The following is a 12,872-nucleotide window of genomic DNA, read 5'->3' as shown; positions in this document are numbered from 1 at the left end:
ATCCGGCTTCTGGTGTAAGGACGAGGCATGAAGAGGATAATGACCTTCGGAGCGGTTTTGCTCTGGTCCACGATCGCATTCGCGCAGGATCACACCATCACTGTGGCCTCGACGACGTCGACGGAACAGTCGGGGCTGTTCGGCTATTTGCTGCCGCTGTTCTCGAAGGCCAGCGGCATCGATGTGAAAGTGGTTGCCGTCGGCACGGGCCAGGCGCTCGACATCGGGCGGCGCGGCGATGCAGACGTCGTGTTCGTCCATGACAGGCCTGCTGAAGACAAGTTCATGTCCGAAGGGCACGGCGTGAAGCGCTTCGATGTCATGTACAACGACTTCGTCATTGTCGGGCCGAAGAGCGATCCCGCGAAGATCGCCGGCGGCAAGGACGTGGCCGAGGCGCTGCGCAAGATCGCGGCCGCGAAGGCGCCGTTCATCTCGCGCGGCGACAAGTCCGGCACGCACGCGGCCGAGCTGCGGCTATGGAAGGAAGCGGGCGTCGACCTCGGTGCCGGCAAGGACGGCTGGTATCGCGAGATCGGCCAGGGCATGGGGCCAGCCCTGAACATGGCGTCGTCGTCGAATGCATATCTCCTGTCTGACCGCGGCACCTGGTTGTCATTCAAGAACCGCGGCGAGCTTGCCCTCCTGACCGAAGGCGACAAGCGGCTGTTCAACCAGTACGGCGTCATGCTGGTGAATCCGGCAAAGCATTCGAACGTGAAGGCGCAGGACGGGCAAGCCTTCATCGACTGGCTGATCTCTCCTAGGGGACAGGAGGCCATCGCCGGCTACAAGGTCGGTGGCGAGCAGCTATTTTTCCCCAACGCGTCCCACTAGCAGGAAGGCGACGGTTGATACTGCGACGCTGAGCGCGAGCAGGATCAGCCCGAGCCCGAGCGCCAGCGACAGGTCGCCCTTGCTGGTCTCCAGCGCGATCGCAGTCGTCATCGTGCGTGTGAAGCCGCGGATGTTGCCGCCGACGATGATGATGGCGCCGACCTCGGCGATCGCGCGCCCGAAGGCTGCGAGAAAGGCCGTCAGCAGCGAGGTTCGGCCCAGCGCGAACAGCAAGCCGATGCTGCGCAGCACCGACAGCCCGTCGATTCGCGCCAGGTCGCCATACTCCGCCCACAGCAGGCTCGCCGGCCGGTGCACCAGTGCGACGACGATCGGTGTTGCGAGCAGCGCCTGCGCGATCACCATCGCCGCCGGCGTGAACAACAGGCCGGCCACCCCGAGCGGGCCGGAGCGCGACAGCAGAAGATAGAGCGCGAGCCCAACCACGACCGGCGGAAGACCAAGCAACGCATTGGTCAGGACGATGATGACCTGCCGCCCGCGGAACCGGGTGATCGCAAGCAGGGCCCCGAATGGCGCCCCGATCAGAAGCGCGACGATGCTGGCGGTCAGGCTGACGCGCACCGACAGTCCGACGATGCCCAGAAGCTCTGCGTCGGCCTCGCCGATCAGCATGAATGCGGCGCCGATGGATCGCGCGAAGTCGTTCATCCGTGCCTGAGCGTCGGCGCCCGCCACGATGTCTCGGGTGCGTCGATTTCGGGACTGCGGAGGTGATTCACGTATATTTCCCTGAGGGTATCGTCGTGCAAAGCAGCGGCGGAGCGGTTTGGTAACCCGAATTTGACCGGAAATCAAAAGCCGCGGGCGGCATGGCACGAGGCCGCATTTGGCAGCATCGTTTGACGCTGGCCGACGCCGCGACCGTCGGGGCTCAGATCAAGCCGCGCAGCACTTCAACAAGCCGGGCACACTCGGCCTCCGTTCCTACGGTGATGCGCAAGAAGTCCTCGATGCGAGGCTTTCCGAAATGCCGGACCAGAACGCCACGCTGGCGAAGCGCTGCCGCAAGATCTGTTCCGCTCCGGTTTCGATGGCGCGCGAAAACGAAGTTTGCGAGCGACGGCAACACTTCGAAGCCGAGTTGTCCAAGCTCGCGGGCCAGCGTTTCGCGGTTTGCGATGATACGGGCGCGGGTCTTGCGGAACCAGCCGTCGTCCTCGATCGCGGCGACGGCGCCCGCGATAGCGAGGCAATCGACGGGATAGGAGTTGAAGCTGTCCTTCACGCGTTCCAGCGCTTCGATCAGCGGTCGTTGACCGATGGCAAAACCAACCCGCAGGCCAGCGAGCGAGCGCGATTTCGAGAAGGTCTGGATGACCAGCAGATTGTCGTGGCGTGCAACCAGCGGCACGGCGCTCTCGGCGCCGAAATCGACATAGGCCTCGTCCACCACCACCAGCCGGTCCGGTTGTTCGGCAAGCAGCGATGCGATTGCGTCGCGCTGAAGAGCGATGCCGGTCGGGGCGTTCGGATTGCAGAGAAGGATGGCGCTCGATGGTCGCCTGTAGTCGGAGATATCGATTCTCATCGCGGCATCGAGCGGCACCTCGTCGTGCGTTATTCCATAGAGGCCGCAATAGACGGGATAGAAGCTGTAGGTGACGTCGGGAAACAGAAGCGGCATATTGTGCTTCAGAAGAGCCTGGAAGGTGTGGGCCAGAACCTCGTCGGAGCCGTTGCCGACGAACACTTGCTCGGGCCTCACATCGCAATGCGCCGCGATCGCCTCGCGCAGGCGCGTCGCACCCGGATCGGGATAAAGGCGCAGCCGCTCCGCAGCCGATGCGACGGCCGCCAGCACGCGTGGCGAGGGCGGGTAGGGATTCTCGTTGGTATTGAGCTTGACGATGCCGTCCTGCTTCGGCTGCTCGCCGGGGACGTAGGGCGAAAGCGTGTGGACGACCGGACTCCAGAAACGGCTCATGATCTCCAATCCGAATTTGATCGCGGCACAGTACGGTATGCGGGACCTCCGCGGAAGTGCGCTTGCATTCGGCATTCCAGGCAAATCCGCACCAGCCTCACGGCCGGAGGCGTTCCCGCCCGCGCGACCCCTGTGCTAGGGTCATCGCGAAACCGCCCAGAATAGAAAACAAGAACGAAGGCCGGTGCGCCCAAGGCGCAGAACAGCCGCAAAGAGAGGAACACATGCCGGGTGCAGCCCTTCCCACCGCTCCCTCGATTCCGACCGCGCCCGTGACGTCAGCTATGCTCGACCGCTTGCGGGCAATCGTGGGCGACAAAGGCCTGATCCTGGACGAGCAAGACAAGCAGCCCTTCGTGACCGACTGGCGCGGCGAACTGGCGGGGCAGGCCGCGGCGGTCGTGCGTCCGGCCAGCACCGCGGAAGTCTCCGCTGTCGTCAAGCTCTGCTACGACAACGGCATTGCCATCGTGCCGCAGGGTGGCAACACCGGCTTGATGGGCGGTGCCACGCCATGGCCTATGCACCGCGGCATCGTGCTGTCGCTCGGTCGCATGAACCGGGTGCTGAATGTCGATCCCGTCGGCTACGCCATGACCGTGGAGGCGGGCTGCGTCCTCCAGACGCTTCAGGACACGGCCGCGCGGCACGACCGCCTCTTTCCGCTCAGCCTGGGTGCTCAGGGCTCGTGCATGATCGGGGGCAATCTGTCCACCAATGCCGGCGGCGTGCAGGTGCTGCGTTATGGCAATGCGCGAAATCTGGTGTTGGGTCTCGAGATCGTGCTGGCTAACGGCGATGTCTGGGACGGCCTGCGCGCACTCAAGAAGGACAACACCGGCTATGACCTCAAGCACCTGTTCATGGGCGCCGAAGGGACACTCGGTATCATCACCAAGGCGGTGCTGAAGCTTTGGCCGGCGCCGAAAGACGTGTGCACGGCATGGCTTGCGATCCGCGATGCCAAGGCAGCCATCGACCTCCTGTCGGAGGCGCATGCCGCTTCCGATGACAATGTCGGCTCCTGCGAACTCATCAGCCGTGCGTGCACCGACATGGTGCTGCGCCACGTTCCCGGAACCCAGGATCCTCTCAAGGCGGAGACCGAGTGGTATCTCCTTCTCGAATGGTCGTCGGCCCGGCCCCGGCAAGACGGCGGCACGGGCATGTCGGACAGGATGGAGCATTTTTTGGCCGACCAGCTCGAGGCGGGCCGGGTGCTCGATGCGGTGATCGCGCAAACCGAAACGCAGTCGCGCAACATGTGGCGCATTCGCGAGAGCGTGGCCGAGGCATCTCGCACCGAAGGGCCGGGCTTGAGCTACGACGTGTCGGTCGCCATCTCCAGGATTCCAGAGTTCATCGACAGCGGTCTCGAGGCCGTACGCGCAATCCTGCCGACGATCCGCCCCTACCCGCTCGGCCACATCGGAGACGGCAATTTGCACTTCTCCTTCATGGGTCCGAAGGGCATGGACCGCGCTACGCTCAAGCAGTATTCCGCGGCGATCTCACGGGCCGTCAACGACCTCGTCACCTCCATGGGCGGCTCGATCTCGGCGGAACACGGCATCGGCATCGAGAAACTCGACGAGCTCCAGTACTATCGTTCCCGGACCGAGCTCGACATCATGCGCACGATCAAGCGGGCGCTCGATCCCAAGAACATCATGAATCCGGGCAAGGTGCTTCGTCTCGATTGAGGCGCTCCCCGCCTCGGGCACGGTCCTCCCGGACCCTCGGCGCTCTTGGGGGAGGAAGCCGCAGATAGCTCGGGCCTAACAGGCCAGGAGGCGCCGAATCATGCGGTTTCGCGGCCGAATGGCGGCTTTATTCCCGCGTTGGATGCTTTAAGGAAGGGCAGGATCAGGTCGCACCCGCCCGGTGGCGGTGCTAGACCCTGATGCAGGAGCAATGGGGCGGTGCCGGTATGGCACGTCCGTAAGGATGAAGGATTTGAGGCAATGATCCAAACCGTTGGAATTATCGGGGCAGGGACCATGGGGAACGGCATCGCGCAGATTTGTGCCGCGGCCGGGCTTTCGGTCGTGATGGTCGATATTTCCGATGCGGCGGTGAACCGCGGGATTTCGACCGTCGGCGGCAGCCTCGAGCGGCTGGTCAAGAAGGAGAAGATGTCGGCGGGCGATCGCGACGCGACGCTCAAGCGCATCACCGGCACCACCGACCGCGCGAAGCTCGTCGGTTGCGACCTCGTCATCGAGGCCGCGACCGAGAACGAGGAGCTCAAGGTCAAGATCCTGAAGGACCTCTGCGCGACGCTGTCGCCGCGCACGCTGCTCGCGACCAACACCTCCTCGATCTCGATCACGAAGCTCGCCGCGGCGACCGACCGCCCCGACCGATTCATCGGCATGCACTTCTTCAATCCGGTACCGGTAATGGCGCTGCTGGAGCTCATCCGCGGCTTGCAGACCTCCGACGACACCCACGCCAAAGCGCTCGATTTCGCCAAGCGCATCGGCAAGGTGGCGATCACCGCCAAGAACAGCCCCGGCTTCGCCGTCAACCGCATCCTGTGCCCGATGATCAACGAAGCGATCTTCGCGCTCCAGGAAGGGATTGCGACGGCGGAAGAGATCGATGCCGGGATGAAGCTCGGCTGCAACCACCCGATCGGGCCGCTGGCGCTCGCCGATCTCGTCGGGCTCGACACCATGTTGTCGGTGATGGAGGTCTTTTACAAAGGCTTCAACGACCCCAAATACCGTCCGGCCCCCTTGCTCAAGGAAATGGTCGATGCCGGCCATCTCGGCCGCAAGACCGGGCAGGGCTTTTACACCTACAGCGCCTGACAATGGCGCAGGCGGCGGGCAATTGGTGCTCGCCGCCAGACCCCGCAATTTGCGCTGCGACAAAGACGCCGCGCGCAATTGAGCTCACAATGTCGAACGGGCGGCCTGCGGGAACAACGGAACGGATAACGAAGGACATGTCGGATCGATTGAAGGCCGAGCGCGAGGCTGCGGCCGAGCGGCGGAACCTGCTGACCCAGGACGCGATCAAGCGCACGGGGATCACCGAAGAGATGATCGGCGAACTCGTCACCCGCTTCTACGGACGCGTGCGCGAGGATGCACTGCTGGGCCCCGTGTTCGCGAGGGTGCGGAATTGGGACGAGCATCTCGCCAATCTCAGGGACTTCTGGTCATCGGTCGTTCTGATGAGTGGCCGCTACCACGGCTCCCCGATGCGGGCCCATATGCCGCTGAGCCTGGCCGGCGATCATTTCGACCGCTGGCTGGATTTGTTCGAACCGACCGCACACGAAATCTGTCCGCCCGCGGCGGCCGCGCTGTTCATCGACAAGGCGCGCCGCATCGCCGACAGCTTTGAGATGGCGTCGGCCACCTTGGCGGGTCGGATTGCCGCGCCGCGTCACGTGCTCAGGTCCTGACGACGATCGGTCTGCCTGCAGACATACAGCGACTTGTTTCGCCTTCGCGTGCGTAACGGGTAGGGCGGTGCACCAATTCCGATATCATCGGGCTGGTCTGCAAAATCATCATGCGAAGCGCGTGATGTGACGTTGAAATTGCGAAATCCGTTCGATTGCTTTCATTCTTGCTCAATCAAAGCGAGCAAAGCCATATTGATGCATTGCGGCGCCAATCCTTGGCCTTGTTTTCGGCAGAGTTCCAGCGCCTCCTAATTGCATGTCCAGCGCATCGTTCATCACCCATTCCTCATCCTCCGAGAATGTCGCGGAGCCTGACGTCGACGCGGGCATCGAGCAGACGCGGCGAACGCTTTTGCTCGGTGCGCTCGCCACCACTGCTTGCCTTGGCTGTGCCTCGCAGGTGCATGCAGGAGAGGATCCGCCCGGCTCGGACGAGCGGCCGCAGAAGGGCGATGTGCTCGTCTTCTCGGAAGGCGATCGGGAAGGGAAACTCATTACCGCGGCCGATCTGTCGGTCGGCGGACCGCCGGTGCAAGCCTGGCCGAAAGACCCAAAGACGTCGGTCGTGCGCAGCGCTTCGCGCCTCAACGAGATCCTGATCATCCGGCTCGATCCCGCCGAGCTCGATGAGCAGACGAAAGCACGAGCCGTCGACGGCATCATCGCCTATTCGGCAATCTGCTCGCATGCCGGCTGTCCCGTCACTGCCTGGGTGAAGAGCGATGTCGGCGACAAGGAGGTGTTCAAGTGCATGTGCCACAACTCCGAATACGATCCTCGCGCGGGCGCGCAAGTCGTGTTCGGGCCAGCGCCGCGACGGCTCGCGGCGCTGCCGCTGGCGCTCGCTGACGGTACGCTCAGCGTAGCCGGGAACTTCATGGGAAAGGTAGGTGGCGTGCAGCCAGGATGATGGACGGTGCGGGTCGTATCCGCGTCACGAGAGGCCGCATCCGCCGATGGGCGGACGACGGGACGAACGACAAGAATTCAAAACAACAATCCAAAATAAGAATTCAAACGGATGAAAAAGGGGAACGTCCATGACCAGGAAGCAATGGTTACTGTCCGGCTTCGTCGCCTTCACGTGTCTTGCCTCGACCGCCGCCGTATCGGGCCCGGTCGAGAACTATGCACCGGTCACCGCGCAGCGATTGGAAAACCCGGAGCCCGCCAACTGGATGCTCTACCGGCGGACCTATGATGGGCAGGGCTACAGCCCGCTCGACCAGATCAACACCTCGAATGTGAAGAACCTCACCCCGGTCTGGACCTTCGCGACCGGCGTCGTCGAAGGCCACGAGGCGCCGCCGATCGTCAACAACGGCGTGATGTTCGTGGCGACCCCGATGGGGCAGGTGATCGCGCTGAACGCCAAGACCGGCGACGAATATTGGCGCTACAAGCGGCAGCTCCCCGACGATCTGTTCCAGTTGCATCCGACCAGCCGCGGCGTCGGCCTCTGGGAGGACAAGCTCTATCTCGCCACCACCGACGATCATGTCGTCGCGCTCGACGCCAAGACCGGCAAGGTGGTGTGGGACACCAAGGTGCAGGACTACAAGAAGGGCCAGTACATGACCCTGATGCCGCTGATCGTCGACGGCAAGGTCATCGTCGGCGGCTCCGGCGGCGAGTTCGGCGTGCGCGGCTACGTCGCCGCCTATGATGCCAAGGACGGCAAGGAGCTGTGGCGGACTTATACTATTCCTGGCGAAGGCGAGCCCGGCCACGACACCTGGCAGGGCGAGGACTGGAAGAACGGCGGCGGCTCGGCCTGGATGACCGGCAATTACGACAAGGACACCAAGACGATCTATTGGGGCGTCGGCAACGCCGCGCCGTGGCCTGGCGAGATGCATCCCGGCGACAATCTCTATACCTCGTCGGTGCTCGCGCTCGATCCGAACACCGGCAAGATCAAGACCTATCACCAGTATCACCAGAACGATTCGTGGGATTGGGACGAGGTCGAAGCGCCGATGTTGATCGACCTGCAACGCGACGGCCGCACCATCAAGAGCCTGGTTCATCCGGGACGCGATGCGATCTTCTGGATACTTGAGCGCACGCCGACCAAGATCAACTACATCGCCGGCTGGCCGTTCGTCTCCACCGACGTCTGGAAGGGCATCGATGCCGAGAGCGGCAGGCCGATCCTCGATCCCGCGCACAAGCCGATGGTCGGCAAGCGCGTGGAGTTCTGTCCGTCGCTGTGGGGCGGCAAGGACTGGCCGTCGGCGGCCTACAGCCAGAAGACCGGCCTCGTCTACGTGCCCGCCAACGAGAATTTCTGTGGCGGGTTCACCGGCGAGAAGGTTCCGCTCAAGCCCGGCGAACTCTGGCTCGGCACCAAACCGGAGGACATCGGCCTGAAGACGAAGCCTGGCGCCGATCATTTCGGCGAGCTCCAGGCTTGGGATCCCGTTACGGGCAAGAAGATGTGGCAACACAACTTTCCCAAGTCGCAGCTGTTCGGATCGGTGACGGCGACGGCAGGCGATCTCGTCTTCGTGGGCGGCACCAACGACCGCAACTTCCGCGCCTTCAACGCCAAGAGTGGCGAGCTGCTGTGGGAGCAGAAGACCAACTCCGGCATCATGGGTATGCCGGTGTCCTATGAGATCGACGGCACGCAATACATCGCGATCCAGTCGGGATGGGGTGTGGATGCGCAGCGCATCCAGGATGCACTCGTGACCAACAATATCGGTATCGAAGCCAACGTACCGCAGGGCGGCGTCATCTGGGTGTTCGCGCTGAAGAAGTAAGCTCCGCTGGCGGATCGAAAGAAGCGGAGTGTCAGGGCGCAAATGCGGCGGACGGCAACGTCCGCCGCATTTTGCGTGACGGGATGGGATTGCTGCCCGCGCCACGAAGTCGTCATGGCCGGGACAAGCCTGGACAAGCCCGGCCATGACGATGCGGTCGCACGCGACGCCAGATCGCTACTTCCCCTCGCGCTCTACCTTGCCCTTTTCCTTCTGGTTCATTTCCTGAACCTTGGGATCCGGATTGTGCTGCCCGGTGGTCTGGGTGGTCGAGGGCGGCGGGGCATTGGCGTTGGGCAGGGAGTTCTGGTCCGGCGTGCTGGGGCGCGTGGCCGTGGTTGGCGGCGCCGTGTTGTTCTGGGCGAACACGCCTGTGGTCGTCAAAAGAAAGGCGCTCGACAGCGAAACTGCGAGCGCCTTCGAAATATGGGTCATCGATCTGCTCCTGTCAGATCGATGGAAACGGCGCGAAGCCGCTTTGTGTTCCCGAGCGCGATAGACTTCTATCGCGCTCTTTCCTGATTGAGCATGGTCTGTTCGGAAAACCGGTGTCCACTTTTCCGGACCAAGCTCTCACGCCTCCAATTGCTTGCCGAGCGGAAGGTTGCGGATGCGCTTTCCGGTCGCGGCGAAGATGGCGTTCATCAGCGCCGGCGCGAACGGCGGGACACCGGGCTCGCCGACTCCGCTCGGTGGCGTGTCGGGTCCGGGCGGCACGATGTAGACGTTGGTCACCAGCGGGGATTCATCCATCCTGAGGACCTGGAAGTCGTCAAAGTTCTTTTGCTCCACCTTGCCGTCCTTGAAGCTGATCTCGCCGTATTTGGCGAGGCTCAGCCCCATGATCGCCGCGCCCTCGATCTGCGAGGCGATGCGCTCGGGGTTGACATAGGTGCCGCAATCGATCGCGGTGTCGACCCGCGGCACCGTCAGCTTGCCCTTGTCGTCGACGGCGACCTCGACGATAGTCGCGATGTAGCTGACGAAGCTGCGGTGTACGGCGATGCCGAGACCGTGGCCCTTGGCGACCGCGCGGCCCCATTCGCCCTTCTCGGCGACCAGGTCGACCACCTTGCGCAGGCGCGCGGTGTCGATCGGATAGCTGTCGAAGGGCTCACCGTAGTTCCACATGTCCTTCACCGCCGGCTTGACGATGCGCGGGCTGCCGATCAGCGCCAGCAGCGTCTCCTTCTGGTCGCGGCCGGTCGCATGCGCGATCTCGCCGACCATCGACTGTACCGCGAAGGCGCGCGGGATGTTCGAGACCGAGCGGAACCAGCCGATGCGGGTGAACGCCGCGGCTTCCGGGTTCTCGCAAGAGATGTTGGCGATTTCGAACGGCATATCGACGAGGCCCATGCCGAGCTCGAAGGGCGCCTCGTGATTTGCACCGGCGGCGAAGGTCGAGGCGATGCTGGGAGCCACGCTGCGGTGGCGCCAGGCGATCACCTTGCCGCTCTTGTCGAGGCCCGCTTCGATCCGTTCCACGGAGACCGTGTGCAGGAAGTCGTGGCGGACGTCGTCCTCGCGCGTCCATTGCACCTTCACGGGCGCGCCGAGCTCCTTCGACAGCAGCGCGGCCTCGAGCGCAAAGTCGCACTTCGACTTGCGGCCGAAACCGCCGCCGAGCAGGGTGACGTTGACCGTGACATTGCCCTCGGGGATGCCGAGCGTCTTGGCGACGTCCTCGCGTGTGCCGCCCGGGCTCTGCACCGGTGCCCAGATCTCCGCCTTGTCGCCCTTGACATCGGCGACCGCCACCGGCGGTTCCATGCTGACATGGGCGAGATGCGGCAGATAATATTCGCCGACGATGATCTTGTCGGCACCCTTCAGGGCAGCATCGGCGTCGCCTTCCTGGCGCACGACGAGGCCCGGTTTGCGTGAGGCTTCCTCGAGCTCCTTGCGGTAGGCGATGGAGTCGTATTTGCCGTTGGCACCGTCATCCCAGGTGAGCTTAAGTGCGTCGCGGCCCTTGATCGCCGCGCCGGTGTTGCGCGCGATCACGGCAACGCCGCCGAGCGGCTGGAATTTCGACGGCCACGGCCAACCGCGCACCTGCATCACCTTCTCGACGCCGGGGACCTTCAGCGCCGCGTCCGGATCGAACGAGACCAGTTTGCCGCCTGTTACCGGCGGGCGCGCGATCACGGCATACTTCATGCCAGGCAGCCGCACGTCGGCGCCGTAACGCGCCTTGCCGGTGGTGATGTCGTGGAGATCGACGATGCCGACCTGGCCCTTGCCGAGATAGCGGAAGTCCTTGGGGTTCTTTAGCCTGAGGCCTTCGATACTCGGCACCGATTCCTTGGCGGCATCGGCTGCGAGCTCGCCGAAGCCGAGCTTGCGGCTCGTCGCGCTGTGGACGACCTCGTGATTGACGGCCTTGACCTCGGTCGCCGGCACGCCCCAGCGCTTGGCCGCGGCCTGTTCCAGCATGGTGCGGGCGGAGGCGCCGATCTGGCGCATCGGCATCAGATAATGCCGCGTGCTGCGCGAGCCGTCGGTGTCCTGGTTGCCGAACTTGACCTCGTCGCCGTGAGCCTGCTGCACTTTGACTCGCGACCAGTCAGCTTCCATTTCTTCCGCTACGATCAGCGGCAGACTGGTGCGCACGCCGGTACCCATCTCGGCGCGGTGGGCGAGGATGGTGACGGTGCCGTCGGGCGCGACCGCGACGAACACGCGCGGGTCCACCACGACGCCATGCGGCATCTTGCCGGCGCCGGTCTCATAGGCGAACGCCTGGCGCGACATCACGGGGGCAGCGAGCACGAAGCCGCCGGTGATGCCGAGCCCTTTCAGGATGCTGCGGCGCGAGACTTTCTCGACCTTGATGTTCTTTTCGAAGCCACGAAGCTTCCCCGGATTGTCGATGAAATTCATGTCACACTCCCGTCGATGCGAGATGGACCGCGTTCTCAATGCGCTGGTAGCAGCCGCAGCGACAGATGTTGCCGGCCATCGCTTCGCGGATCTGATCGTGCGACGGCTTTGGGTTGTCCATCAGTAGCGCCGCCGCCTGCATGATCTGGCCCGCCTGGCAGAAGCCGCATTGGGGTACGTTGACCTGGCGCCAGGCCTTCTGCACCGCGTGATCGCCGTTCGGATGCAGTCCCTCGATCGTCGTGACCTCGCGGCCGGCGACGTCGTTGATCGACGTGATGCAGGAGCGCACGGCTTCCTTGTCGACGATGACGGTGCAGGCGCCGCAAAGGGCCTGGCCACAGCCGAACTTGGTGCCGGTCAGCCCGGCCTCGTCGCGCAGGAACCAGAGTAGCGGAAGATCCGGGTCGCCGTCCCAGCTCTGTTCCTGGCCGTTGATCTTCACCTTGATCATGATCGTCCCTCGCTCTTCATAAGCTTGCCGATTTCAAATTGTCTCGACGTCGGTCGGCGCAATGCCTGCTGCGTCGTGTCGTCGCGTTCCGGCCGTCATCCGGCGCGGGCAGATCCCGGCAGGAAGCAGGAATGCGAGTGTCATGTCCGGATGTGCTCGATACCTCCGTCTTGTTCTTGATTATTGAATTTCGCGCGGCATCGTGACGACGCAATCGTAGCAGAGATCGCCTCGGTCCGGCGTTCACAGCCAAGTGTTCTCTAGTCAGCTGTATCGACGGGAAAAGATTGCAACGAAGGTTTGTCAAAAGCAGGGCGCTGCATCACGCAGCGCGCCTCCCGAAACGGGCACAATGAAAAAAGCTTCGTCCGCCAGAAGAACTGTGCGGACGAAGCAGGATGCCTCAGTCGAGGGAGGGAGAAACGCAAGCGCTGCGGACTTCAAGCAGGAAGCCGGCGGCCCTGCGCAGTCATTCAGAGACCAGGACTGAGGGACCTGATGGCCCTCGTATACGCAGAGTGGAGAAGCGGGGCATCGCCGTGATTGGTCCCGGGGCCG

General features: G+C 63.7%; 11 protein-coding genes. 6 read left to right on the top strand and 5 right to left on the bottom strand.

Annotated features, from left to right (window positions below):
* The first annotated feature begins 27 nt into the window (after positions 1 to 27).
* Positions 28 to 837, top strand: a complete 810-nt coding sequence (locus IVB27_RS12810; protein WP_247443922.1) for an ABC transporter substrate-binding protein — start codon at positions 28 to 30, stop codon at positions 835 to 837.
* On the opposite strand, the gene IVB27_RS12805 is transcribed toward IVB27_RS12810, so the two are convergent.
* Together IVB27_RS12805 and hisC are read right to left on the bottom strand one after the other, a co-directional pair.
* Positions 811 to 1,509, bottom strand: a complete 699-nt coding sequence (locus IVB27_RS12805) for an ABC transporter permease (protein ID WP_247444032.1) — start codon at positions 1,507 to 1,509, stop codon at positions 811 to 813. The genes IVB27_RS12810 and IVB27_RS12805 overlap by 27 nt on opposite strands.
* Before the next feature lie 223 nt (positions 1,510 to 1,732).
* Positions 1,733 to 2,785, bottom strand: a complete 1,053-nt coding sequence (hisC, locus tag IVB27_RS12800) for a histidinol-phosphate transaminase (protein ID WP_247443921.1) — start codon at positions 2,783 to 2,785, stop codon at positions 1,733 to 1,735.
* A gap of 224 nt (positions 2,786 to 3,009) precedes the next feature.
* On the opposite strand from hisC, the gene IVB27_RS12795 reads away from it, so the two are divergent.
* The 5 genes from IVB27_RS12795 (at position 3,010) to IVB27_RS12775 (ending at position 8,974) form a co-directional block, all read left to right on the top strand.
* Positions 3,010 to 4,488 carry an FAD-binding oxidoreductase gene (locus IVB27_RS12795; protein WP_247443920.1) on the top strand — a complete coding sequence of 493 codons (1,479 nt, stop codon included), beginning with the start codon at positions 3,010 to 3,012 and terminating at the stop codon, positions 4,486 to 4,488.
* 261 nt (positions 4,489 to 4,749) lie between these two features.
* On the top strand, positions 4,750 to 5,601 hold the full coding sequence (locus IVB27_RS12790) for a 3-hydroxybutyryl-CoA dehydrogenase (RefSeq protein WP_247443919.1): 852 nt from the start codon (positions 4,750 to 4,752) through the stop codon (positions 5,599 to 5,601).
* A 137-nt stretch (positions 5,602 to 5,738) separates the two neighbouring features.
* Positions 5,739 to 6,203 carry a group III truncated hemoglobin gene (locus IVB27_RS12785; RefSeq protein ID WP_247443918.1) on the top strand — a complete coding sequence of 155 codons (465 nt, stop codon included), beginning with the start codon at positions 5,739 to 5,741 and terminating at the stop codon, positions 6,201 to 6,203.
* Between the two features lie 259 nt (positions 6,204 to 6,462).
* A complete protein-coding gene (locus tag IVB27_RS12780) occupies positions 6,463 to 7,116 on the top strand; it encodes a QcrA and Rieske domain-containing protein (RefSeq protein ID WP_247443917.1) in 654 nt (217 codons plus the stop codon).
* A gap of 130 nt (positions 7,117 to 7,246) precedes the next feature.
* On the top strand, positions 7,247 to 8,974 hold the full coding sequence (locus tag IVB27_RS12775) for a methanol/ethanol family PQQ-dependent dehydrogenase (protein ID WP_247349595.1): 1,728 nt from the start codon (positions 7,247 to 7,249) through the stop codon (positions 8,972 to 8,974).
* A gap of 177 nt (positions 8,975 to 9,151) precedes the next feature.
* Here the strand turns inward: IVB27_RS12775 and IVB27_RS12770 are convergent, their stop codons facing one another.
* The 3 genes from IVB27_RS12770 to IVB27_RS12760 all read right to left on the bottom strand — a co-directional run bounded on the left by IVB27_RS12770 (position 9,152) and on the right by IVB27_RS12760 (position 12,314).
* The gene (locus IVB27_RS12770) at positions 9,152 to 9,409 is read right to left on the bottom strand and encodes a hypothetical protein (RefSeq protein WP_247443916.1); all 258 of its coding nucleotides are present in this window, start codon (positions 9,407 to 9,409) and stop codon (positions 9,152 to 9,154) included.
* 138 nt (positions 9,410 to 9,547) lie between these two features.
* Complete coding sequence (locus IVB27_RS12765) at positions 9,548 to 11,860, bottom strand: xanthine dehydrogenase family protein molybdopterin-binding subunit (protein WP_247443915.1); 2,313 nt, start codon at positions 11,858 to 11,860, stop codon at positions 9,548 to 9,550.
* 1 nt (position 11,861) lies between these two features.
* The gene (locus IVB27_RS12760) at positions 11,862 to 12,314 is read right to left on the bottom strand and encodes a (2Fe-2S)-binding protein (RefSeq protein ID WP_247443914.1); all 453 of its coding nucleotides are present in this window, start codon (positions 12,312 to 12,314) and stop codon (positions 11,862 to 11,864) included.
* Positions 12,315 to 12,872 lie beyond the last annotated feature (558 nt).

The organism is Bradyrhizobium sp. 197, assembly GCF_023073375.1.
Classification (GTDB): domain Bacteria; phylum Pseudomonadota; class Alphaproteobacteria; order Rhizobiales; family Xanthobacteraceae; genus Bradyrhizobium.
The sequence above is the reverse complement of the archived record's forward strand: the minus strand, read 5'-3'. Positions and strand labels throughout refer to the sequence as shown.